Raw genomic sequence first — 22,450 nt, 5'->3', positions numbered from 1 at the left:
GGGGTATCCCCGGTCAGGACACCCCGATGAGCGCACAGTCGCAGCAGCCCGTCCTCGTCGCCTGCGCCCACGGCACCCGCAATCCCACCGGCCGGCGGCTGATCGCCGAGCTGGCCCTGGCCGCGCGCCGGCTGCGGCCCGGCCTGGTCACCACGGCGGCGTTCGTCGACGTGCAGCCCCCGACGGTCGTGGACGTGGTCGCCGAGCTCTCGGCCACCGGCCGCCCCGCCGTCGTCGTCCCGCTGCTGCTGTCCGGCGGGTACCACGTGCACGTCGACATCGCCGGGGCGGTCGCCGCCCACGACGCCGCGATCGCCGCCCGGCCGCTGGGGCCCGACCCCCGGCTGGCCGAGGTGCTGTTCGCCCGGCTGGTCGAGTCGGGCGCCGACCCGGCCGACCCGTCGACCGCCGTCGTCCTGGCCGCCGCCGGCTCCAGCGATCCCCGGTCGGTGGCCGACGTCGAGCGCACGGCCGCCCTGCTCCAGGCGTCCTGGGCCGGGCCCGTGACGACCGGCTACGGCTCCGCCGCGCAGCCGCCGGTCCCGGTCGCGGTGGCGGCTGCGCGCGAGGGCGGGGCCGGACGCGTCGTCGTCGCCTCCTACCTGCTGGCTCCCGGGCACTTCCACGACAAGCTGGGCGGCGCCGGGGCCGACGTCGTCACCGCTCCCCTGCTGCCCGACGAGCGGATCGCCGCCGTCCTGCTGGACCGCTACGACTCGGCGACGCACCCGCCGGTCGCTTCCCCGACCTGACTGCTCAGCTCGGCTAGCGGGGATCCTCGACCGGCCGCCCCCGGTCCTCCTCCTCGGCGAGCTCCTGGGGGACGACCGCGGCCAGGCAGCGGCGGATCCCCTCCACCACGCTGCTCGCGGTGAACAGGTCGTCGTCGGTCCTGGTCCGCGCCTCGCGCAGCTGTTCGGCGAGGCGGTGCAGCTCCTCGTAGCCCCGTCGGGTCGCCCCCGGGTCCGCGCTCTGCCCGTCGATGGTGCGCAGCACTGCCGCTAGCTGGTCCAGTGCCGCGGCGGCGGGTGGGCGCAGGTGCGGCCCGAGCGCCACCCGCCGGTGCTCGGCCACCTCGGTGTCCGCGATGAGCTGGGTCAGGTCCTCCACCAGGAAGGCCAGGCTCTCCAGTGCGCGCGCCTGCGCGTAGAGCCGGTCGGCGTCCTGCTGCCGGCGACGCAGGCGTGGGTTGCCGTACCGGGCCTCGTGGGCCTGGCGCAGCGCGGAACGCATGCCGTCCAGGACCGGGTCGATCCGGCGGATGCGGTCCCGCCACTCGTGCCGCGAGGGCGGGTGGTCCTGCTGCAGACCGTCCGCCAGGTCCTCCAGCTGCTCGATCAGCGTCTCCCGCAGCTGCGCCACAGCGCGCTGCGCGGGCGCCAGGGTCAGCGGCGGAACCGCGACCGTGACGCCCAGCCCGATGACCGCGCCCAGGAGGACCAGGCCGGCGTAGGCGACGACGTAGCCCAGCGGGTCCCCACCGCCGAAGATGAGCACGAACAGCGCGGACGTCGGAACCCAGCTGCTGGCCCCACCGAGCACCCGCCAGCCGCCGAGGATCGTCCCGAGGCACACGACCAGTCCGATCGCCACCAGGTTCGGGACGCCGAGCTGGCCCACCGCCACCCCCAGCACCGCGCCGGCGACGATGGCCAGCAGGACCTGCGCCGATTCCCGGGCGGAACCGACCAGGGTGACCGACGAGGTGACGACGGCACCCAGCGGCGCGTAGAACGGGTAGTCCGCGGCCGGTCCGGGGAGGAGCTGGGCGACGGCCCATGCCAGCGAGGCCGCCACGCCGGTCTTGAGCGCGAGCACGGTGCGCGGCCGTTCCTCGAGGGCTGCGAGCACCCGTCCTCCGCGGCCGGCCCGGGCATCGTCGCCGCCACGTCGCGAGTCGGTCATCCCGCCATGGTCCCGCGCCGGTCCGCGCCGACGGCGCCCCACCCCGACTGCGTGGCCACGTGGTTCACCCGCCGCGGGCGGGTAGGCCTCGAACGCAGGATCGCGAACGGAAGGAGGCCGTGATGAAGGCGCACGAGTTCTACGCCAAGGTCCGCGAACGGGGTGGCTACGAGAGCGCCGACGAGGCGCAGCGGATCACCGCGATCGTCCTCGGGCTGCTGGGCGAGCGGCTGGTCGGTGGCGAGAGCAAGGACCTCGCCGCGCAGCTGCCGCTCGAGCTCCAGCCCGCGCTGCTCGAGGCGGGAGAGACCGCCGCCGGTATCGGCGTCGAGCAGTTCCTCTCCCGGGCCGCCCAGGCGCTCGGCGCCTCCGAGGAGACCGCGACCTGGGACGTGAGCGCCGTCCTCACGACGGTGGGCGAGGCCGTCACCGGTGGCCAGCTCAACCAGGTCCTCACCCAGCTCCAGCCGGGATACGCCGAGCTCTTCGGCAAGCCGGACCTCGCCTGACCGTGAGCCTGGCGACCCCGCCGCCGCGGGGTCGCCAGGCCGCCGGTCTCAGAAGTTGCCCCGCCGCTCCTGCTCCCGCTCGATCGCCTCGAAGAGCGCCTTGAAGTTCCCCTTGCCGAACCCCAGGGAGCCGTGCCGCTCGATGAGCTCGAAGAAGACCGTGGGCCGGTCACCGGTCGGCTTGGTGAAGATCTGCAGCAGGTAGCCGTCCTCGTCGCGGTCGACCAGGATGCCGCGGCGCTGCAGCTCCTCGATCGGCACCCGCACCGTCCCGATACGCGAGCGGAGCTCCGGGTCCTCGTAGTAGGAGTCCGGCGTGGCCAGGAACTCCACGCCCTCGGCGGTCATCGCGTCGACCGTGGCCAGGATGTCGTTGGTCGCCAGGGCGACGTGCTGGGCGCCGGGGCCGCGGTAGAACTCCAGGTACTCGTCGATCTGCGACTTCTTCTTGCCCAGCGCCGGCTCGTTGAGCGGGAACTTCACCCGGTGGTTGCCGTTGGCGACCACCTTGCTCATCAACGCGGAGTAGTCGGTGGCGATGTCCTCGCCGATGAACTCGGCCATGTTCGTGAACCCCATGACCCGGTTGTAGAAGTCGACCCACCGGTCCATCGCCCCGAGCTCCACGTTGCCGACGACGTGGTCGACCGCCTGGAACAGCCGCTTCGGTGCGCCGGGGCGCGGGATGAAGGACGATGTCCGCGCGACATAGCCGGGGAGGTAGGGACCGGTGTAGCGCGACCGGTCGACCAGCGTGTGCCGGGTGTCGCCGTAGGCGGCGATGGACGCCAGCCGCACCGTGCCGTGCTCGTCGCTGACGTCGTGCGGCTCCTCGAGCACGGTGGCCCCCTGCCCGCGGGCGTGCGCGATGCAGCGGTCGACGTCGGGGACGGCGAGGGCGATGTCCACGATGCCGTCGCCGTGCAGGCGGTGGTGGTCGGCCAGCGGGCTCGCCGGGTCGTAGGCCCCCTGGACGACGAACCGCGCCGCCCCGGAGGTCAGCACGAAGGCGTGGTGGTCCCGGTTCCCGGTCTCGGGGCCGGAGTAGGCGACCAGCCGCATGCCGAACGCCGACTGGAAGAAGTGCGCCGTCTGCACCGCGTTGCCCACGACCCAGACCAACCCGTCCCAGCCGCTGACCGGGAAGGGGTCTCCCGAGGGGTCGTACCGGACCAGCCCCACCAGCTGCTCCAGCTGGCGCAGATCCAGCCCCGCCAGCCGTTCCTCGTCGTTGAGCGCCTGCTCGAGCGTCACCGCGACCTCCACTCCATCCTCGCCTGACGTGTCCCCCGTCACAGGACACCCGCAGGGCCAGGGTGCGCAACATCGACGCCTCCTGCTGATCCACCTGCTCGTTCCAGCTGGCATCTCACTGCCCCAACTGGGCAGACTGCTCAGCAATCGAGCATCTGGAGGTGCGATGAGCCCGCCCCGCAGCCTGGACGCCCTCGACGTGGCGCTGCTGGAGGCGCTGCGCGACCACCCGCGTGCCGGGCTGATGGAGATCGCCCGGCTCGTGGGCGTCGCGCGCGCCACCGCCACAGCCCGGTTGCAGCGACTGGAAGCAGCAGGCGTGGTCACCGGTTTCGGCCCCGACGTAGACGTGGCCGCCGCCGGGTTCGGCGTGCAGGCCTTCGTGACCCTCGAGATCGCGCAGGGGGCGCTCGACGCGGTGCACCGGGACCTCGAGGCGATCCCCGGGATCCTCGAGGCCCACGCCACCACCGGCAGCGGTGACGTGATCTGCCGCGTGGCCGCCTCCTCCCACGAGGCCCTGCAGGAGATCCTGGTGCAGCTGAACCGCTCGGCCTCGGTCGTCCGGTCGACGAGCGTGGTGGCGCTGACCTGCCTGGTGCCCTGGCGCACCCTGCCGCTGCTGCGCTCCGAGGCGGCGCCGGGATCGGGGCGCTCGCCCAGCTACCGCGAGCCGGCCCGCCGCTGACCTACTGTGGGGTCGATGGACGGCGACGAACGGGGAGACGCACCGCCCGGCGCGGACCCCCTCCGCACACCTCCCGTCCCGGCCGAGCACGGAGCGGAGAACGGGGCGGAGGCCGAGGCCGGGGCGGAGTCCGAGGCCGGGGCGGAGTCCGAGGCCGGGGCCGCGATGAGCCCGGCGCCGGAGAGCGAGTCCACCGAGGTGAGCCCGGCGCCGGAGAGCGAGTCCGCCGACGCAGCGCCGCCAGCGGCCACGGACGACGGGGCCCGGGCCGCAGCCACCTCGACCTCTACTCGAGGTTCAGCCCCGTCGCGCTCGTGGAGCCGACCGGTCGCCGTGGCGACCACCGCGGCCCTCGCCGTCGCGCTCGGCTTCGCGCTCACCGTCCAGATCCGCAGCACCGCGGAGCCCGGCGAGCAGGACGTGCGCCGGGAGGCCGACCTCGTGGTCATCCTGGACGAGCTCGGCGCCCGCGAGGCGACGCTGCGTCAGCAGATCGGTGAGACCCGGCAGACCCTCGAGGAGCTGGGCAGCGGGCAGGAGGAGTCCGGCAGCGCACTCGAGGAGGCGCGGTCGCGGGCGGAGGCCATCGGGCTGCTGGCGGGCACCCTGCCGGCGCGCGGTCCCGGGGTGCGGCTGACCATCCAGGACCCTGGCGGCGCGGTCCCGGCCTCGGTGGTCCTCGGAGCCATCCAGGAGCTCCGCGGCGCCGGGGCGGAGGTGCTGCAGGTCGACGGCGTGCGGGTCGTCGCGTCCAGCGCGGTGACCGGCTCCCCCGGCGCCCTGCGCATCGACGGGCAACCGCTGAGCGCCCCCTACGACTTCCGCGCGATCGGACCGCCGGCCGCGATGGACGTCGCCCTCTCGGTGTCCGGCGGGGTGATCGCCGACGTCGCCCGCGCGGGCGGGAAGGCGCGGGTCGACCAGGTCGATCTCGTCTCCGTGGACGCCACCGTCGAGTGAGCCGCGGTCATTGCGGGATGAGCAGGCCCCGCAACTCGTCGGTCAGCGCCTCCCGCGCCTCGGGGTGCTGGGGCCACGCCGCCGGGGTGACCTGGAACAGCGAGATGCGCCAGCGGCCGCGCCCGTCGTCGACGGCGATCATGGTGTGGACGGCGTTGAGCTCCGGATCGAGGTCGCTGGCTCCGGCGGGGATCATGCCCGCGTGGGCGGTCAGCATCGCCACCCCCTGGCCCACCGGGCGGACCGAGCGGACGACGGCCACGTAGGCGGGGGTCTGCTGGGAGGTGAACACCTGCCGCAGGTCCGCCGCGATCGACAGCCGGCCACGGTGGTGGCTGCCGTCGAACCCGATGATGTCGCCGTCGTCGGCGAACCCGGCGGCCACCGCCGCGCCGCTGCGCCGGTTCCAGCCGTCGATGAACTCCGCGTAGAGCGCCTGGATCTGGGCGTCCTGCGGGTGCGCTGCGGTCACGTCTCCTCCTCGCTGGCGTTCGTCGGCACGTCCCGACGCCTGCTGTGGTTCCGCGTAGCCGCGCCAGCCCGGCCACGTGTCCCGGGCTGCGGCCGCCTGGGACAGGAGTGACGCTAGTGGTCCAGGAGCCACTCCCGTTCGACGCTCGCCGCAGTTGCACGCCGTCAGATCGGCCACCATCGGCGCGCGCCCGAGCGTCTACCACAACGTGTGCGCAACCATGCGCGCAGAGCGATCGCTGGTGCCCGGATCGGGTCACCCGACGACGACGGACCGCGGCTCCTGCTGCGCGAACTGGGTGCGGTGCAGGTCGGCGTACCGGCCGTCGCGGGCCAGCAGCTCCTGGTGCGTGCCCGATTCCACGATCCGCCCCTCGTCGACGACGAGGATCTGGTCGGCGCTGCGGATCGTCGACAGCCGGTGCGCGATGACGAGCGACGTCCGGCCGGCCAACGCGGTGTCGAGGGCGTGCTGCACCGCCGCCTCGGACTCGCTGTCCAGGTGTGCGGTTGCCTCGTCGAGGATCACGATGCCGGGCGCCTTCAGCAGCACGCGGGCGATGGCCAGCCGCTGCTTCTCCCCACCCGAGAGCCGGTAGCCGCGGTCACCGACCACCGTCTCCAGCCCCTGGGGCAGCGAGCGCACGAGGTCAGCGATGCGGGCACCGGTGAGCGCCTCCCACAGCTGCTCGTCGGTGGCCTCCGGCCGCGCGTAGCGCAGGTTGGCGCCGATGGTGTCGTGGAACAGGTGCGCGTCCTGGCTGACGACGCCGATCGCGTCGCGCAGGGAGGAGAGCGTCGCCCGCCGCACGTCCACGCCGCCGACGCGGACGGTGCCACCCGTCGCGTCGTACAGCCGCGGGACGAGGTGGGCGATCGTCGACTTCCCGGCCCCCGAGTGGCCGACCAGGGCGACCAGCTGGCCGGGGGCGACGCGGAAGGAGACGTCGTGGAGCACGTCGACCGGCCCCCCGTGCTCGGGCAGCGACACCTCCTCCAGCGACGGCAGCGAGACGTCGGCGCCGGCCGGGTAGCTGAAGGAGACGTGGTCGAACTCGATGGAGCGGTCCTCGGCCGGCACGGGGACGGCGTCCGGCGCCTCGCGGATCATCGGCGGGAGGTCGAGCACCTCGAAGACCCGGTCGAAGCTCACCATCGCGCTCATCACGTCGACCCGGACGTTGGCCAGCGCGGTGAGTGGCCCGTACAGCCGGGACAGCAGCAGCGCCAGCGCGACGACCGCGCCCGCGCTCAGCGAGCCGGTGAACGCCAGCCAGCCGCCGAGGCCGTACACCAGCGCGGTCGCCAGCGCCGCCACCAGCGTCAGCGCGGTGAAGAAGGTGCGCCCGTACATCGCCGACAGGACGCCGATGTCGCGGACCCGGGCGGCCCGCCCGCGGAACGACTCGGCCTCGGCGGCCGGCCGGCCGAACAGCTTCACCAGCAGCGCGCCGGCGACGTTGAAGCGCTCGGTCATGGTGGCGTTCATCGAGGCGTTGAGCGCGTAGGACTCCCGGGTGATCTCCTGCAGCCGGCGGCCGATGCGGCGCGCGGGCAGGACGAACAGCGGCACGAGCACCAGCGACAGCAGCGTGATCTGCCACGAGAGCGTCAGCATGACGCCCGCGGTGAGCACCAGCCCGATGACGTTGGAGACCACGCCCGACAAGGTGGAGGTGAACGCCTGCTGCGCGCCGACGACGTCGTTGTTCAGCCGGCTGACCAGCGCGCCGGTCTGGGTGCGCGTGAAGAAGGCGACCGGCATCCGCTGGACGTGCTCGAAGACCTGGCTGCGCAGGTCGTAGATGACGCCCTCGCCGATGCGCGCGGAGTACCAGCGCGTGCCCAGGGAGATGGCGGCGTCGACGACCGCCAGGCCGGCGATGACCAGCGCGATCCGGACGATGTCCCCGGCGGTGCCCTCGAGCCCGGCGATCCGGTTGACGATGTCGCCGGCCAGCAGCGGGGTGACGACGCCGATGACCGACGAGCCGACCACCAGCAGCAGGAAGAGGGTCAGCTCGCGCCGGTAGGGCCGGGCGATGCCGATGATGCGCCGGACAGTGCCCTTCGGCAGCTGCCGGGCGGTGACCGAGGGGTCGCGCTTGAACGATCGCATGGCGGCCATCGACGTCATGGGGCTGCTCATGTCCACCGCACCTCCCCCTGCCCGCCGGTCGCGCCCCGGCGGCTCCTGCAACCGGGGCGCGACCGCGCTTGTTCCTGGGAGACCGTCAGCGACCGCCGGCCAGATCGTGCAGCCGCTGTACCTGCGCGGCGCGTTCGGCGGCGTCCTGGCTGGCGAAGTCGTTGCGGACGGCGGACCGCACCAGCGCGGCCGTCGCCCGGCTGGCGCCCACCGGCGGGGCCACCAGGGCCGCGGTCAGGTCGGCGACGGCGGCGTCCAGCTCCGCCCGTGGCACCACCAGCGTGGCCAGGCCGATCGCCTGCGCCTCGGCGGCGGCCACGGCCCGGCCGGTCAGGCACAGCTCCAGCGCGCGCGAGTAGCCGACGAGCTCCACCAGCGTGCTCGTACCGGTCAGGTCCGGGACCAGGCCGAGGGTCACCTCGGGCAACCGGAGCTGCGCGTCGTCGGTGAACACCCGCAGGTCGCAGGCGAGCGCGAGCTGGGCGCCGGCGCCGATGGCGTGGCCCTGCACCGCGGCGACCGAGACGATCCCCGGCGAGCGGAGCCAGCGGAATCCGGCCTGGTAGGCCCGGATCCGCTCCTGCGCCTCCTCCACCGGCAGCCGGACGAGCTCACCGAGCCCGCCGCCGGTGGTGGAGCCGGGGTCGAACATGCTGCGGTCCAGGCCCGCCGAGAAGGCCCGTCCCGAGCCGCGCACGACGACGACGCGCACGTCGTCGTCGAGCGCGGCACCGACGTCGGCGAGCGCCGACCAGGTGGCCGGCGTCTGCGCGTTCAGCTGGTCCGGGCGGTCCAGGGTGACGGTGAGGACGACACCGTCGCGGCTCGTCCGCACCCAGCCGGGCGTGGCGGGAGGACTGGTGGCGTCTGCGGTCACGCCCCCGCCCCGCCGACGCTCGTCGGGCGCGGACCGCGCGGTGCTGTGCCTACTGGTTCGTTCGCGAGCTCACTCACTCTTCTTACTATTCCGGTTGGCCCCACCGCGGCTGCGCAAGGAGGCCCCGGACTCCGACAGCAGGCGGTGCACGAACCCGTAGGACCGGTTCGTCGAGGTGGCCAGCGACCGGATGCTCTCGCCCTCGTCGTACCGCTTGCGCAGCTCGTCGGCGAGCGTCGACCGGTCCCCGCCGGTGATGCGCTTGCCCTTGCCGAGGTCGGACGTGCTGGTGTCGGCCATGGCTCCCCTCCGTGTCGGCCACCGGTCTCCCGGCGCCGGCAGTGCCGGCTCGCGCGGCGGCCCGTGTGTTGGCTGTCGCCGTGGTGCCGCCGTCCCGTCGACCACGGCTCCCGCCACCCCATGATCACCCACACCCCAGGTGTCGGCCAGGTGAACGGGAACCCGGGACGAATCATGCGACGTCGTGGTCATCAGCGTCGGATGGCCACGAGTTCGCATGGCTCGGCCGTGGTCGGCTAGGCGAGCTCGACCAGGTCGGCGAAGTCCTCGCTCCAGCTGTCCTCGGTACCGTCGGGCAGCAGGATCACCTTGTCGGGGTCCAGCGCGCGGACCGCGCCCTCGTCGTGGGTGACCAGCACGATCGCGCCGGCGTACGTGCGCAGCGCGTCGAGCACCTGCTCGCGGCTGGCCGGGTCGAGGTTGTTGGTCGGCTCGTCGAGCAGCAGCACGTTCGCGCCGGAGACGACGAGCGTCGCCATGGCCAGCCGGGTCCGCTCGCCGCCGGACAGCGTGCCGGTGCGCTGGTCGACCGTCTCTCCCGAGAACAGGAACGCGCCGAGGATGCGGCGCAGCTCCGTGTCCGTGCTGTCCGGCGCCGAGGAGCGCATGTTCTCCAGCAGCGTCCGGTCCATGTCGAGGGTCTCGTGCTCCTGCGCGTAGTACCCGACGCGCAGCCCGTGCCCGGCCTTGACCTCGCCGGTGTCGGGCGCCTCGGTACCGGCCAGCATGCGCAGCAGCGTGGTCTTGCCCGCCCCGTTGAGCCCCAGGACGACGACGCGCGCTCCGCGGTCCACCGCGAGGTCGACGTCGGTGAAGATCTCCAGCGAGCCGTAGCTCTTGGACAGCCCCTCCGCGGTGAGCGGCGTCTTCCCGCACGCCGCCGGGGTCGGGAAGCGCAGCTTCGCGACCTTGTCCTGCACCCGCACGTCCGCGAGGCCGGCGGCCAGCCGCTCGGCGCGCTTGTCCATGCTCTTGGCGGCCTTCGCCTTCGTCGCCTTGGCGCGCATCTTGTCGGCCTGCGCGGTGAGGGTGTCGATCTTCCGCTCGGTGTTGGCCCGCTCCTGCTTGCGCCGGCGCTCGTCGGTCTCCCGCTGGGCCAGGTAGGGCTTCCAGCCGAGGTTGTAGACGTCGACGGTCGCCCGGTTGGCGTCGAGGTGCCACACCTTGTTGACGACGGCGTCCAGCAGCTCGACGTCGTGGCTGATGACGATGAGTCCACCCCGGTGGCTGGAGAGGAAGCCCTTGAGCCAGGTGATCGAGTCGCCGTCGAGGTGGTTGGTGGGCTCGTCGAGCAGCAGCGTCTCGGCGTCGGAGAAGAGGATCCGGGCGAGCTCCACGCGCCGGCGCTGACCGCCGGAGAGGGTCCGCAGCGGCTGGGCCAGCACCCGGTCGGGCAGGCCCAGGTTGGTGCAGATGCGCGCCGCATCGCTCTCCGCGGCGTAGCCCCCCAGGGCGGCGAACTGGTCCTCGAGGCGCCCGTACCGCCGGACGGCCTTGTCCTGCTCGGCGTCGTCGGCCGGCTCCGCCATCGCGACCTGCGCCTTCACCATCTGGTTGCGCAGGACGTCGAGCCCGCGGCCGGAGAGCACGCGGTCGCTGGCGGTGATGTCGAGATCACCGCTGCGCGGGTCCTGCGGCAGGTAGCCGATCTCCCCGCTGACCTCGACCTTCCCGGCGTGCGGCAGCCGCTCTCCGGCCAGGGTGGTGAGGGTGGTGGTCTTGCCGGCACCGTTGCGCCCGACCAGGCCGATGCGGTCACCGGGCTGCACGCGCAGGTTCGCCTCGCTGATGAGGATGCGGGCGCCGGCGCGCAGCTCCAGGCCCGTCGTCGTGATCACTGCTCCCAGTGTAGGACCCCCGTGCAGCGGCCCACCCCCGTCGGCTGCGGTGGTCGGGACCGGGCGTTGCGCCTAGGTTCGGGGAAAGGGCTGCTGCACCCCGCCCGCACCCCGTTCCGAGACAGGGCACACGACAGCCCCTCCCGCAGGGACCTCCATGACTGCTACTCGTCCACCCCGCCCGCGCTCCCTGCCGGCGTTCCTGCTGGCGACGCTGCTCGCGCTGGCGGCCTGCACCGGTGGCGGGGAGGACGCGTCGACCGGCGCCGACCCGGGGACGGGGGGCGGCTCCGGGCCGGAGACCACCCTCACCGACGCCACCGGGGTCGTCGAGGCCCTCGAGGCCAGCGTGGTCACGATCCTCTCCGGCCCCGGGCTGGGGAGCGGCGTCGTCTACAGCGACGAGGGGCTGATCGTCACCAACGCCCACGTGGTGGCCGACCAGCAGGAGGTGGAGATCGCCTTCGCCGACGGCCGGCGCGGCCGGGCCACCGTGCTGGCCGCCGACCCGGTCTCCGACCTGGCGGTGCTCCGCGCCGACCGTGACGACCTGCCGGCCGCCACGTTCCAGGAGGAGCTGCCCGAGCCCGGCGAACCGGCCGTGGCGATCGGCAGCCCGTTGGGCTTCGAGAACACGATCACCACCGGGGTGATCTCCGGCCTCCACCGCGACATCCCCGCCGGGACCAGCGGCGGCCAGCTGCCGCTGGTCGACCTGATCCAGACCGACGCGGCGATCAGCCCGGGGAGCAGCGGTGGGGCTCTGGCCAACGCCGACGGCGAGGTCGTCGGCATCAACGAGGCCTACCTCCCGCCCTCCACCGGCGCGGTGGCGCTCGGGTTCGCCATCCCTGCCGCGACCGTGGTGGACGTGGTGGAGCAGCTGCTCGAGGACGGGACCGTGAGCCACGCCTTCGCCGGCCTGGTCCCGGTCACGCTCACCGAGCGGATCGCCGAGCAGCTCGGCACCCCGCGGACCAGCGGCGTGGTCGTCGCGGAGGTCGTTCCCGACGGGCCGGCGGCCGCGGCCGGCCTGAGCCCCGGGGACGTGCTCACCGAGGTGGACGGCGAACCCCTGCGCGGCGCCGAGGAGTTCGTCTCCGTCGTCCGGACCCACGACCCCGGTGACACCCTCGAGCTGTCCGTGGTGCGCGGTGACGGCTCGACCGGGACGGTGTCCCTGACCCTGGCGGAGCGGCAACCCGCGGGTTGACGGGGTGCCCGGCACGGGCACAGCCCCACGGTGGAACGGAACCCGGGCGGAGGGAGGCGGGCATGACGCGGCCGGTCGGCACGGCCCCGCTCCCCTACCGCGCCCGTCCCCCGCAGGTGCTGCTGGGCGTCGGGGCGGTGGTCCTGGTGACCGCCGGTGCCGCGGTGGCCTCGGCCTCCGGCGGCTGGGCGGTGCGCGGGCTGCTGCTGGCGCTGGCCGCGGCTGCTGCCGCCGGCTCCGTCCGCGCCGCCCGCGAGCGGCTGCGCAGCTCCGAGGAGAGCCTTGCGGCCGCTGCCGCGGGACTGTCGGTGGCCGCTCTCGCACCCGCCGGCGCCGTCCTCGCGCCGTCCACCGCGGTCGGCGGGGGGCTGACGGCGGCGTTCCTGGCGCTCCGCTTCCTCGCCCCGTCCACCGCGGCCTGGCCGGTGGCGGCCTGGGCCACGCTGCAACTGGCCGTGCTCGGGGCCCTCGACGGCCTCGCCGACGGCCCGCGCACCGACGCCTGTCTCGCCGTGGCGCTGGTGGGTCTGTGGACCACGGTCGCCGCCCGCCCCGCCGTGGCGCGCATCGCGCTGGTCACCACCGCCCCTTGGTGGCTGGTCGGCGTGGTCGCCGGGACCACCGACGTCTGGGCCGCCGCCGGGACGCGGCAGTGGCTGACCGCGGCGCTGGTCGTCGGGGCCGCGGCCGGCCTGCTCCTCGCCCGGCTGCGCGCTCCGCTGGAGCGCCTCCTCGGGCCGCCCCGGGCGGTTCCCGTCGTCGCCGGTGCAGTGGCCGGGGCGGCGGTCGCCGGCGCGTTCTCCTCGTGGGGTGTCGTCGCCACCACGCTCACCGCCTACGGCGGGGTGGTGACCGCGAACCTCGCCGCCGCCACGCTGCACGGCTGGCGGCGAGGCCTGCTGCTGCCCGCGGGGGTCGCCGGTGGCGTCGTCACCGCGGCGCTGTGCGTGCTGCGCCTCCTGGCCGCGGAGGCGTGGCCGGCACTGTCGGTCCTGCTCCTGCTGACCGCGCTGCCGACCGCGTTCGTCGCCGCCCGCCGCCGGGACGACCGCCCGGTCGCGCTGCCCACCGCGGTCGGGTGCCCGGCCGGCTCGGTGCTGCTGGCCCTGCCGGCCGATGCGCTGACCGCGCCGGTGGCCGCCGTGCTGCTCACCGCCCTCTACGGGGTGGCGATGACGGTCGGCGCGGGGCTGGCGGCCGAGAGCCGGCGGCCCACGGTCCGGGTGGCCGCGGTGTGCGCGCTGGCGGCGGTGCTCGTGCCGCTGGCGGCCGGCGACCGGCCGGTCCTGGGCGCCCACCTGGCCGCCCAGGGGCTGTTCACCCTGTGGTGGGCCTGGCGGACCGGGCGGCGCCCGGAACCGGTGCGCCCGCACGCCAGGATGCACACCGACGGATCGGCCGCCGCCACCGCGGGCACCCTGCAGGCCGGGACCGGGGACGCCCCGCCGACCGAGGACGAGCCGCCGGGGCGCGCGCCGGTCGCCTGGCGGGTCGGGGCCGGGCAGCTGGTCGCCGCGGTCTGGGTGGCCGCGGCGGCCGCGGACCTGTCCGCGGTGGAGTGGTACTCGCTCTCGGCGGCCGCCGGGTTGCTGCTGGCGGCCGGACCGCAGCTGGCCCACGGCCGGTCGTGGCCGGCATGGGGCCCGGGTCTCCTGGTCGCCGCGGTGCCCTCGACGGCGATCGCCGTGGTCGCGCCGGACGGGTCGCGCGCGGTCGGGGTGCTCGTCGCCGCGGCAGCGCTCATGGTGCTCGGCGCCCGCCGCGGGGTGCGCACGCCGCTGACCGTCGGCGCCGGCAGCGCCCTCGCCGTCGCGGTCGGCCTCACGGTGCCGGCGCTGCCCTGGCCCCTGGGGGTGGCCCTGGCCGTGGGCAGCTTCCTGCTGGCGGTGGGTTCCCTGCGCGAACGGCACCCCGTGCCGTTCTTCGCGACCCGTCTCGCCGACCTGAGATGACGAGCGGAGGCCCCCTCCCCCGGGCCGCGGCCGCAGCGGGAGGGGGCGCCTCGTGCTACACCCGGAAGCCGAGGGCGCGGAGCTGCTCGCGGCCGTCGTCGGTGATCTTGTCCGGGCCCCACGGCGGCATCCAGACCCAGTTGATCCGGATGTCGTCGACCAGCCCGGGGCCGGGGCCACCGGTGAGCGCCTGACGCGCCTGGTCCTCGATGACGTCGGTCAGCGGGCAGGCCGCGCTGGTCAGCGTCATGTCGATGATCGCGACACTGGAGTCACCGTTGCTGTCGTCGACGTCGAGCCCGTAGACGAGGCCGAGGTCGACGACGTTGACGCCGAGCTCGGGGTCGACGACGTCACGCATCGCCTCCTCGAGGTCCTCGAGCAGCGCCGACTTGTAGGCCGGCAGGTCGCCGGGCGCCCCGTCGGTCGCGGGTGTGGCGTTCTCGGTGCTCTCGCTCATGCCTGGCCTCCAGCCGGGGTCGTGGTCGCGGACATCGCCCGCGCCGAGGCGTCCTTCAGTGCCATCCAGCTCATCAGCGCGCACTTGATCCGCGCCGGGTACTTGGAGACGCCGGCGAACGCGACGGCGTCCTCCAGCTCGTCCTCGAGCTTCTCGGCGACGGCCGGGTCGCCCTTGGCCTGCATCAGGGTCATAAAGTGCTCGCCGGTCTCCAGCGCCTCCGTCACGCGCTTGCCGACCACGAGGTCGTACATGGCCGAGACCGACGCCTGGCTGATCGAGCAGCCCATGCCCTCGTAGGACACGTCGGCCACCGTGTCGCCGTCGAGCCGCACGCGCAGGGTCACCTCGTCACCGCAGGTGGGGTTGACGTGGTGCACCTCGGCGTCGAACGGGTCGCGCAGACCGCGTCCATGGGGGTTCTTGTAGTGGTCCAGGATGATCTCCTGGTACATCGACTCCAGCTGCAACTAGCTCACCTCGCCCGGTACAACACCGAAGAAGCGCTGTGCTTCCCGGATGCCGTCGGCCAGCGCGTCGACGTCGTCGTAGCCCGTGTGCACGTAGAAGGTGGCGCGGGTGGTGGCCGGGACGCCGTAGCGGCGCACCACGGGCCAGGCGCAGTGGTGCCCCACGCGCACGGCGATGCCGAGGTCGTCGAGCACCTGGCCGACGTCGTGGGGGTGGACGCCCTCGACGGTGAAGGAGATCGCCCCGCCGCGGGCGACGGTGTCGGGCGGGCCGATCACGGTCACCCCGGGGATCTCGGCGAGCTTCTCCAGCGCGTACCCGGTGAGCGCCTTCTCGTGCGCCTCGACCTTCTCCATACCGAGCGCCTGCAGGTACTCGACGGCGGCACCGAGCCCGACCACCTGGGCGGTCATGGGCACGCCGGCCTCGAAGCGCTGCGGCGGCGGCATGAAGGTGCTGCCCTCCATCCGCACGACCTCGATCATCGAGCCGCCGGTGAGGAACGGCGGGAGCTTGTCGAGCACGTCGTAGCGGCCCCACAGCACGCCGACGCCGGTGGGCCCGAGCATCTTGTGGCCGGAGAACACCAGGAAGTCCGCGCCCATCGCGGTGACGTCGACCGGCTGGTGCGGCACCGACTGGGCGCCGTCGACCAGCACGAGCGCGCCGACCTCGCGCGCCCGCGCGACGATCTGCTCGATCGGGTTGATCGTGCCGAGGATGTTCGACTGCTGGGTGACCGCGACGAGCTTGGTGCGCTCGTTGACCACGGTCGCCAGGCCGGCGAGGTCCAGCCGGCCGTCGTCGGTCAGCCCGAGCCAGCGCAGGGTCGCCCCGGTGCGCTCGCACAGCTGCTGCCACGGGATGAGGTTGGCGTGGTGCTCCATCTCGGTGACCACGATCTCGTCACCCTGGCCGACCGCGTAGGTGCGGAACTCCGGCTCCTTGGCCGTCGCGGCGTTGGAGAGCGCGTAGGCCACCAGGTTGATCGCCTCGGTGGTGTTCCGGGTGAAGACGATCTCGTTCTCCGGAGCACCGATGAACGCGCCGATCTTCGCCCGCGCCTCCTCGTAGGCGCCGGTGGCCTCCTCGGCGAGCTGGTGGGCACCCCGGTGCGGCGCGGCGTTGACGTTCTCGTAGAACCAGCGCTCGGCGTCGAGCACCTGGCGCGGCTTCTGCGAGGTGGCCCCCGAGTCGAGGTAGACCAGTCGCTTCCCGTCCCGCACGGTGCGCGTCAGGATCGGGAAGTCCGCCCGGATCGCCTCGACGTCCAGGGGCAGGGGCACCTGCTGCGCCCCGGCTCCGGGACGCGAGACGGTCTGGGTCATGACGGGACGACCTCCGCGGACGCCTTGATGTAGGACGCGTAACCCTCGTCCTCGAGCTTGGCCGCCAGCTCCGGGCCGCCCTCGTCGACGACCTTGCCGGCGACGAACACGTGCACGAAGTCGGGCTTGATGTACTTCAGGATCCGCGTGTAGTGCGTGATCAGCAGGACGCCGATGTCGCCGTCCTCGCGGCTGCGGTTGACGCCCTCGGAGACCACGCGCAGCGCGTCGACGTCGAGCCCGGAGTCGGTCTCGTCGAGGATCGCGATGGCCGGCTTGAGCAGCCGCATCTGCAGGATCTCGTGGCGCTTCTTCTCACCGCCGGAGAACCCCTCGTTGACGTTGCGCTCGGCGAACGCCGGGTCCATCTCCAGGCCGGACATCTCGGTCTTGACGTCCTTGACCCAGGTGCGCAGCTTGGGGGCCTCGCCCTTGATGGCGGTGGCGGCGGTGCGCAGGAAGTTCGACACCGAGACGCCGGGGACCTCGACCGGGTACTGCATGGCGAGGAACAGGCCGGCGCGGGCGCGCTCGTCGACGCTCATGGCGAGGACGTCCTCGCCGTCGAGGGTGACGGTGCCCCCGGTGATCGTGTACTTGGGGTGGCCGGCGATCGAGTAGGCCAGGGTGGACTTGCCCGACCCGTTGGGGCCCATGATCGCGTGGGTCTCGCCGGAGCGGACGGTCAGGTCGACGCCGCGGAGGATCTCCTTGGTGTCGTCACCCTCACCGACGCTGACGTGCAGGTCGCGGATCTCAAGAACGGACACGTGTCTTCTCGCTCCTTCATTCACCGGCCGCGCTGAGGTTCCGGACGTCGCTCGCTGCGTCACTTTCCGTGTCGACGAGCACGTCCTCTCCCTCCACGCGGACCGGGTAGACGTCGACCGGCTCGGTGGCCGGCAGGTTGGTGGGTTCACCGGTGCGCAGGTCGAAGCACGACCCGTGCAGGAAGCACTCGATGGTGGGGGCGCCGTCGAAGGTCTCGACGTCGCCGTCGGTCAGGGGGACGTCGGCGTGCGAGCACCGGTCCTCCAGGGCGTAGACCTGACCCTCGAACCGGACGACGGCGACGTCGATGTCGGAGAGCTCGACCCGCAGGGAGCCGTTCTCGGGGACGTCGGACAACGCGCAGATCCGCTCGAAGGCCATGTCAGGCCACCTCGACCGGCTGCTCGTCCAGGCCGGGCAGAGCACCCAGACGGGCGTCGATGGTGGCCATCAGCCGGTCCTGCAGCTCGTTCACGCCGATGTGCTGGACGACATCGGCGAAGAAGCCGCGCACGACCAGGCGGCGGGCGGTCTCGGCGTCGATGCCACGCGAGCAGAGGTAGAACAGCTGCTCGTCGTCGAACCGGCCGGTGGCGCTGGCGTGGCCGGCGCCGACGATCTCGCCGGTCTCGATCTCCAGGTTGGGCACCGAGTCGGCGCGGGCGCCGTCGGTGAGCACCAGGTTCCGGTTGAGCTCGTAGGTCTCGGTGCCGGTGGCCGACGGGCGGATGCGGACGTCGCCGATCCAGACCGTGCGCGCACCCTCACCCTGCAGCGCGCCCTTGTAGAGCACGTTGCTGGTGCAGTTGGGCACCGCGTGGTCGACCCACAGGCGGTGCTCCTGGTGCTGCGTCTCGTCGGAGAAGTAGACGCCGAACAGCTCCGCGGAGCCGCCGGGGCCCGCGTACTGCACGTTGCTGACCAGGCGGACGAGGTCGCCGCCGAGGGTCACCACGATCTGCTTGAACGTGGCGTCCCGACCGACGACGGCGTCGTACTGACCGCCGTGGATCGCACCCGGGGCCCAGTCCTGCACGGACACGAGGGTGACCTGCGCGCCGTCGCCGACCAGCACGGTGACGCCCCCGGCGTAGCGGCCCAGGCCGGTGTGGTCGAGGACGATCGTCGCCTTGGCGAACGCGCCGACCTCGACGACCAGCTGGCCCCACACGACGTCGTCGGATCCGGTGCCGGCCAGGCCGAGGGTGACCGGGCGGTCGAGCTGCGCCTCCTTGGCCACGCGGACGACCGCGGCGCCGCCGCTGCGCTGGCGGGCCAGGGCGGCGAGCCGGTCGACCGGGTCGGGCAGGCCCTTGAGCAGCGGGTCGCCGGCCTCGACGCTGGTCAGCTCGACACCCTCGGGGAGGTCGGTGGTCCAGGTGAGGTGCGCGTCGGACTCGGCGCCGTCCAGCAGCGGCTTGATCCGCTTCATGGGGGTGAAGCGCCAGGTCTCCTCGCGGCCCGTGGGCACGCCGAAGGCGTCCGGATCCGTGGAGGTGAACCGCTCGGCCGGCGAGCCGGTCGGGGTGGGCCCACCGTGCGAGTGCGCACCCGGGGCCGCCTCCCCCGCGCTGCCGGTGTCGGCGGCCGGGGTGGTCGGCGGGCCCGCCTGCGCACCCACGCCCGGAGCGAACAGCTCCGAGGCGAGGGTCGCCGGCTGGGTGGTGAGATCGGTCGTGCTGGTGGAGTCGCTGGTCATCAGCCGACGGCACCTTCCATCTGCAGTTCGATGAGCCGGTTGAGCTCGAGGGCGTACTCCATGGGCAGCTCGCGGGCGATCGGCTCGACGAAGCCGCGCACCACCATCGCCATGGCCTCGTCCTCGGACAGGCCGCGGCTCATCAGGTAGAAGAGCTGGTCCTCGCTGACCCGGGAGACGGTCGCCTCGTGGCCCATGGCGACGTCGTCCTCGCGGACGTCGACGTAGGGGTAGGTGTCCGACCGGCTGATGGTGTCGACCAGCAGCGCGTCGCACTTCACCGTGGACTTCGAGCCGTAGGCGCCCTCGTCGACCTGGACCAGGCCGCGGTAGGAGGTGCGGCCACCGCCGCGGGCCACCGACTTCGACACGATGGTCGAGGAGGTGTGCGGGGCGGCGTGCACCATCTTGGCGCCGGCGTCCTGGTGCTGGCCCTCGCCCGCGAAGGCGATCGAGAGGACCTCGCCCTTGGCGTGCTCGCCGGTCATCCAGACCGCCGGGTACTTCATCGTCACCTTGGAGCCGAGGTTGCCGTCGACCCACTCCATGGTCGCGCCCTCGTGGGCCACGGCCCGCTTGGTGACCAGGTTGTAGACGTTGTTCGACCAGTTCTGGATGGTCGTGTACCGGCAGCGCGCGTTCTTCTTGACGATGATCTCGACGACCGCGGAGTGCAGCGAGTCGCTCTTGTAGATCGGCGCGGTGCAGCCCTCGACGTAGTGCACGTAGGCGCCCTCGTCGACGATGATCAACGTCCGCTCGAACTGGCCCATGTTCTCGGTGTTGATCCGGAAGTAGGCCTGCAGCGGGATCTCGACGTGCACGCCCGGCGGCACGTAGATGAAGGAGCCGCCCGACCACGTGGCGGTGTTCAGCGCGGCGAACTTGTTGTCGCCCGACGGGATGACCGAGCCGAAGTACTCCCGGAAGAGGTCCGGGTGCTCCTTCAGCGCCGTGTCGGTGTCGAGGAAGAGGACGCCCTGGTCCTCCAGCTCCTTCTGGATCTGGTGGTAGACGACCTCGGACTCGTACTGCGCCGCGACACCGGACACGAGGCGCTGCTTCTCCGCCTCGGGGATGCCGAGCTTGTCGTAGGTGTTCTTGATGTCCTCGGGCAGGTCCTCCCACGTGGCGGCCTGCGCCTCGGTGGAGCGCACGAAGTACTTGATGTTCTGGAAGTCGATGCCGGAGAGGTCCGAGCCCCAGTCGGGCATGGGCTTGCGCTCGAAGAGCTTCAGGGCCTTCAGGCGCCGCTCGAGCATCCATTCGGGCTCGCTCTTGCGCCGCGAGATGTCCCGGACGACGTCCTCGTCGATGCCCCGGCGCGCGGACGCACCGGCGACGTCGGCGTCGGCCCAGCCGTACTCGTAGCGGCCGAGCTGCTCGATCTGCTCGTCCTGCGTCAGCTGCGTGGCCGTCGCCGGCTGCTGGGTGCTGGTCATGCGGGCGTCCTCTCCCGGTCGTTCGTGGGGGTCAAGCTGGTGGACGGTGCGGTGCGCGCGCGACGCGCGGCTGCACGCTCACCTGGTACAGGGCGTTCGGGGGCCGTTCTGTTCCCCGGACGCTGGGACCCCGGCCGTATCGGCCCGGGGATGTGGGTGGTGCAGACCCCGTCGCCGTGGGCGATCGTGGCCAGCCGCTGGACGTGCGTGCCGACCAGCCGGCCGATCACCGCCGTCTCGGCCTCGCAGAGCTGCGGGAACTCCGCCGCGACGTGCGCCACCGGGCAGTGGTGCTGGCAGAGCTGCCCACCTCCGGACAGCGCCGAGGCGGTGGCAGCGTAGCCCTCGGCCGTCAGCGCGGCGGCGAGCGCCTGGGCGCGGTCGGCCGGGGCGCCGGAGCTCCCGTCCGTGGCCGCCTCCACCGCGCTCGACGCCCGCGACTCCAGGCCGGCGAGCTGCTGCTCGGCGACCGCCCGGACGGCGTCCGCCCCGCCGATGCCGGCCACGTACCGGAGCGCGGTCAGCGCCAGGTCGTCGTAGGCGTGCGGGTAGGCCGAGCGGCCGGCGTCGGTGAGGTGGAAGCGGCGGGCCGGGCGCCCGCGGCCGCGGTGGGCGTCGCGCACCTGGCGCTCCTCGACCCGGCCGGTGGCGACCAGGGCATCGAGGTGCCGGCGCACGGCCGCCGGCGAGACGCCGAGCCGGCCGGCGAGCTCGGTCGCCGTCTGCGGCCCGTGCTCGAGCAGCAACCGGCTCACGCGGTCGCGGGTGCGCCCGTCGTCGGCGGGCGCCGACGGCCGGGGGTGCGCCGCGATGGATTCCACAACACGAGTGTGTCCTATTTCAGGGGGCCCGCAAGCAAGGTCCACCTAAGAAACAGCCCCCGGGACGGCGGTCGTGACCAGCCTCACGCCCCTTGGGGCGGCCCCGCTGCAGGGCCCCGCGTCGAGCTCGCGAGGCGCGGGGGGCAGCGGGGTCCTTCAACTAGTATCGGGGCGTGCCGGTGCTGCCCGCCTCCTTCTCGCCCACGACCATCTCGCGGGTCGCGTTCGCCAACGTCGTGGCCAACGGCGGGATCGTCCTCACGGGCGGGGTCGTCCGCCTCACCGGATCCGGGCTCGGTTGCCCGACCTGGCCGCGCTGCACCGACGACAGCTTCGTCACCACGCCCGAGATGGGCATCCACGGGGTGGTCGAGTTCGGCAACCGCCTGCTCACCTTCGTCCTGACGGTGCTGGCCGTGGCGCTCGTCGTCGTGGTGTTCCGGTCGGCCCGCCGCGACCTGCGCCCCCTGGCCGTGGCCGCGTTCCTGGGGATCCCGGCGCAGGGCGTCGTCGGCGGCATCACCGTGCTGACCGGGCTGAACCCGTGGACGGTCGCCGCGCACTTCCTCGTCTCCATGGGGCTGGTCGCGCTCACCACGGTGCTCTGGCTGCGGTCCCGCGAGCCGGGAGTCGGGCAGCCGGTGGTCGGGCGCCCGTTCCGGCTGCTCGTCGGCGCCGTCGCCGCGGTCACCGCGCTGGTCCTGGTCATGGGCACGGTGGTCACCGGCAGCGGGCCGCACAGCGGCGATGCCGAGGCCGGTCGCACCGGGCTCGACGCGGAGCTGGTCAGCCACCTGCACGCCGACGCCGTGTTCCTGCTCATCGGGCTCACCGTCGCGCTGCTCGTCGCGCTGCACACGACCGACTCCCCCGGCCGGGTGCGCCGGGCCGCCCGCGACCTGCTGGTCGTCCAGCTCGCGCAGGGCGTGATCGGCTACGTCCAGTACTTCACCGACCTGCCGATCGTGCTGGTGCTGCTGCACATGCTGGGCGCGGTGCTGATCACCGCCTACACGGCCCGGCTGGTGTGGTCCGTCCGCGGCCCTGCCTCGGAGGCTCCGCTGACCGCCCCCGTCGAGCCGGCGGTCGCCACCCGCTGACCCGCCGGAGCGTGTGCGCGGGCACGGAGTCCCACGGCCCCCGGAACGGGGCGTCAGCGCACATCGTCGAGCCCGAGGCGGCGGCGTGGGCGGCGTGGGCGGCGTGGGCGGCGCGGATCTCCCGCCGGGGGCGGGGGGGGGGCGGGGGGGGGGGGGGGGGGGGGGGGGGGGGGGGGGGGGGGGGGGGGGGGGGGGGGGGGGGGGGGGGGGGGGGGGGGGGCGGGGGGGGGGGGGGGGGGGGG

General features: G+C 73.6%; 22 protein-coding genes. 7 read left to right on the top strand and 15 right to left on the bottom strand.

Annotated elements, in window-relative coordinates; genetic code table 11:
- The first annotated feature begins 26 nt into the window (after positions 1-26).
- Positions 27-752 (top strand): sirohydrochlorin chelatase, encoded by a 726-nt coding sequence (locus ACI79S_RS18410; protein WP_456594890.1) that lies wholly within the window; start codon positions 27-29, stop codon positions 750-752.
- Positions 753-765: 13 nt separating this feature from the next.
- Here ACI79S_RS18410 and ACI79S_RS18405 read toward each other — a convergent pair whose 3' ends face one another.
- A complete protein-coding gene (locus ACI79S_RS18405; protein ID WP_456594889.1) occupies positions 766-1,905 on the bottom strand; it encodes an FUSC family protein in 1,140 nt (379 codons plus the stop codon).
- A 122-nt stretch (positions 1,906-2,027) separates the two neighbouring features.
- Here ACI79S_RS18405 and ACI79S_RS18400 point away from each other — a divergent pair, with 122 nt between their 5' ends.
- Positions 2,028-2,414 (top strand): DUF2267 domain-containing protein, encoded by a 387-nt coding sequence (locus tag ACI79S_RS18400; protein WP_456594888.1) that lies wholly within the window; start codon positions 2,028-2,030, stop codon positions 2,412-2,414.
- Positions 2,415-2,462: 48 nt separating this feature from the next.
- On the opposite strand, the gene hppD is transcribed toward ACI79S_RS18400, so the two are convergent.
- Positions 2,463-3,668: a 4-hydroxyphenylpyruvate dioxygenase gene (gene hppD / locus ACI79S_RS18395; protein WP_456594887.1), complete on the bottom strand. Its 1,206-nt coding sequence runs from the start codon at positions 3,666-3,668 to the stop codon at positions 2,463-2,465.
- Positions 3,669-3,834: 166 nt separating this feature from the next.
- On the opposite strand from hppD, the gene ACI79S_RS18390 reads away from it, so the two are divergent.
- A complete protein-coding gene (locus ACI79S_RS18390) occupies positions 3,835-4,356 on the top strand; it encodes an Lrp/AsnC family transcriptional regulator (RefSeq protein WP_456594886.1) in 522 nt (173 codons plus the stop codon).
- A gap of 333 nt (positions 4,357-4,689) precedes the next feature.
- Positions 4,690-5,316, top strand: a complete 627-nt coding sequence (locus ACI79S_RS18385; RefSeq protein WP_456594885.1) for a DUF881 domain-containing protein — start codon at positions 4,690-4,692, stop codon at positions 5,314-5,316.
- Positions 5,317-5,323: 7 nt separating this feature from the next.
- On the opposite strand, the gene ACI79S_RS18380 is transcribed toward ACI79S_RS18385, so the two are convergent.
- The 5 genes from ACI79S_RS18380 to ACI79S_RS18360 form a co-directional block, all read right to left on the bottom strand.
- Positions 5,324-5,788: an SgcJ/EcaC family oxidoreductase gene (locus ACI79S_RS18380; RefSeq protein WP_456594884.1), complete on the bottom strand. Its 465-nt coding sequence runs from the start codon at positions 5,786-5,788 to the stop codon at positions 5,324-5,326.
- Positions 5,789-6,043: 255 nt separating this feature from the next.
- Positions 6,044-7,936 carry an ABC transporter ATP-binding protein gene (locus ACI79S_RS18375; protein ID WP_456594883.1) on the bottom strand — a complete coding sequence of 631 codons (1,893 nt, stop codon included), beginning with the start codon at positions 7,934-7,936 and terminating at the stop codon, positions 6,044-6,046.
- 85 nt (positions 7,937-8,021) lie between these two features.
- Entirely contained in the window at positions 8,022-8,813 is a 792-nt protein-coding gene (locus ACI79S_RS18370; protein ID WP_456594882.1) for an enoyl-CoA hydratase/isomerase family protein, read from the bottom strand.
- A 69-nt stretch (positions 8,814-8,882) separates the two neighbouring features.
- Entirely contained in the window at positions 8,883-9,113 is a 231-nt protein-coding gene (locus tag ACI79S_RS18365; RefSeq protein WP_269193646.1) for a helix-turn-helix domain-containing protein, read from the bottom strand.
- 236 nt (positions 9,114-9,349) lie between these two features.
- Positions 9,350-10,951: an ABC-F family ATP-binding cassette domain-containing protein gene (locus tag ACI79S_RS18360; protein WP_456594881.1), complete on the bottom strand. Its 1,602-nt coding sequence runs from the start codon at positions 10,949-10,951 to the stop codon at positions 9,350-9,352.
- Positions 10,952-11,108: 157 nt separating this feature from the next.
- Here ACI79S_RS18360 and ACI79S_RS18355 point away from each other — a divergent pair, with 157 nt between their 5' ends.
- Together ACI79S_RS18355 and ACI79S_RS18350 are read left to right on the top strand one after the other, a co-directional pair.
- Entirely contained in the window at positions 11,109-12,164 is a 1,056-nt protein-coding gene (locus tag ACI79S_RS18355) for a S1C family serine protease (RefSeq protein ID WP_456594880.1), read from the top strand.
- A gap of 62 nt (positions 12,165-12,226) precedes the next feature.
- Positions 12,227-14,116: an SCO7613 C-terminal domain-containing membrane protein gene (locus ACI79S_RS18350; RefSeq protein ID WP_456594879.1), complete on the top strand. Its 1,890-nt coding sequence runs from the start codon at positions 12,227-12,229 to the stop codon at positions 14,114-14,116.
- A gap of 55 nt (positions 14,117-14,171) precedes the next feature.
- Here the strand turns inward: ACI79S_RS18350 and ACI79S_RS18345 are convergent, their stop codons facing one another.
- From ACI79S_RS18345 to ACI79S_RS18310, 8 genes are read right to left on the bottom strand one after another with little or no spacing between them, the layout of a single operon-like run.
- Entirely contained in the window at positions 14,172-14,576 is a 405-nt protein-coding gene (locus ACI79S_RS18345; RefSeq protein WP_456594878.1) for a metal-sulfur cluster assembly factor, read from the bottom strand.
- Complete coding sequence (gene sufU / locus ACI79S_RS18340) at positions 14,573-15,046, bottom strand: Fe-S cluster assembly sulfur transfer protein SufU (protein WP_456590346.1); 474 nt, start codon at positions 15,044-15,046, stop codon at positions 14,573-14,575. The genes ACI79S_RS18345 and sufU overlap by 4 nt, the downstream gene beginning before the upstream one ends.
- The gene (locus tag ACI79S_RS18335; RefSeq protein ID WP_456594877.1) at positions 15,047-16,375 is read right to left on the bottom strand and encodes a cysteine desulfurase; all 1,329 of its coding nucleotides are present in this window, start codon (positions 16,373-16,375) and stop codon (positions 15,047-15,049) included. It abuts the gene before it with no gap.
- Positions 16,372-17,145, bottom strand: coding sequence for a Fe-S cluster assembly ATPase SufC (sufC, locus tag ACI79S_RS18330; protein ID WP_456594876.1), 774 nt, complete (start codon positions 17,143-17,145; stop codon positions 16,372-16,374). The genes ACI79S_RS18335 and sufC overlap by 4 nt, the downstream gene beginning before the upstream one ends.
- Before the next feature lie 16 nt (positions 17,146-17,161).
- Entirely contained in the window at positions 17,162-17,527 is a 366-nt protein-coding gene (locus ACI79S_RS18325) for a Rieske (2Fe-2S) protein (RefSeq protein ID WP_456594875.1), read from the bottom strand.
- A gap of 1 nt (position 17,528) precedes the next feature.
- Positions 17,529-18,845: a Fe-S cluster assembly protein SufD gene (sufD, locus tag ACI79S_RS18320; RefSeq protein WP_456594874.1), complete on the bottom strand. Its 1,317-nt coding sequence runs from the start codon at positions 18,843-18,845 to the stop codon at positions 17,529-17,531.
- A complete protein-coding gene (gene sufB / locus ACI79S_RS18315) occupies positions 18,845-20,287 on the bottom strand; it encodes a Fe-S cluster assembly protein SufB (protein WP_456594873.1) in 1,443 nt (480 codons plus the stop codon). The genes sufD and sufB overlap by 1 nt, the downstream gene beginning before the upstream one ends.
- The gene (locus ACI79S_RS18310) at positions 20,284-21,108 is read right to left on the bottom strand and encodes a helix-turn-helix transcriptional regulator (RefSeq protein WP_456594872.1); all 825 of its coding nucleotides are present in this window, start codon (positions 21,106-21,108) and stop codon (positions 20,284-20,286) included. Before ACI79S_RS18310 ends, sufB begins: the two co-directional genes overlap by 4 nt.
- Before the next feature lie 173 nt (positions 21,109-21,281).
- Between ACI79S_RS18310 and ACI79S_RS18305 the strand changes: the two genes are divergently transcribed.
- Complete coding sequence (locus ACI79S_RS18305; RefSeq protein WP_456594871.1) at positions 21,282-22,208, top strand: COX15/CtaA family protein; 927 nt, start codon at positions 21,282-21,284, stop codon at positions 22,206-22,208.
- Positions 22,209-22,450 lie beyond the last annotated feature (242 nt).

It is taken from the genome of Blastococcus sp. SYSU DS1024 (genome assembly GCF_054050795.1).
Note: the sequence above shows the minus strand (reverse complement) of the source record. Positions and strands in the feature narration are given on the sequence as shown.

Coding starts and splice junctions, on each gene's coding strand:
- ACI79S_RS18410 (WP_456594890.1), top strand. CDS start 27: ATGAGCGCACAGTCGCAGCAGCCCGTCCTCGTCGCCTGCGCCCACGGC.
- ACI79S_RS18405 (WP_456594889.1), bottom strand. CDS start 1,905: ATGACCGACTCGCGACGTGGCGGCGACGATGCCCGGGCCGGCCGCGGA.
- ACI79S_RS18400 (WP_456594888.1), top strand. CDS start 2,028: ATGAAGGCGCACGAGTTCTACGCCAAGGTCCGCGAACGGGGTGGCTAC.
- ACI79S_RS18390 (WP_456594886.1), top strand. CDS start 3,835: ATGAGCCCGCCCCGCAGCCTGGACGCCCTCGACGTGGCGCTGCTGGAG.
- ACI79S_RS18375 (WP_456594883.1), bottom strand. CDS start 7,936: ATGAGCAGCCCCATGACGTCGATGGCCGCCATGCGATCGTTCAAGCGC.
- ACI79S_RS18365 (WP_269193646.1), bottom strand. CDS start 9,113: ATGGCCGACACCAGCACGTCCGACCTCGGCAAGGGCAAGCGCATCACC.
- ACI79S_RS18355 (WP_456594880.1), top strand. CDS start 11,109: ATGACTGCTACTCGTCCACCCCGCCCGCGCTCCCTGCCGGCGTTCCTG.
- ACI79S_RS18350 (WP_456594879.1), top strand. CDS start 12,227: ATGACGCGGCCGGTCGGCACGGCCCCGCTCCCCTACCGCGCCCGTCCC.
- ACI79S_RS18345 (WP_456594878.1), bottom strand. CDS start 14,576: ATGAGCGAGAGCACCGAGAACGCCACACCCGCGACCGACGGGGCGCCC.
- ACI79S_RS18335 (WP_456594877.1), bottom strand. CDS start 16,375: ATGACCCAGACCGTCTCGCGTCCCGGAGCCGGGGCGCAGCAGGTGCCC.
- ACI79S_RS18325 (WP_456594875.1), bottom strand. CDS start 17,527: ATGGCCTTCGAGCGGATCTGCGCGTTGTCCGACGTCCCCGAGAACGGC.
- sufD (WP_456594874.1), bottom strand. CDS start 18,845: ATGACCAGCGACTCCACCAGCACGACCGATCTCACCACCCAGCCGGCG.
- sufB (WP_456594873.1), bottom strand. CDS start 20,287: ATGACCAGCACCCAGCAGCCGGCGACGGCCACGCAGCTGACGCAGGAC.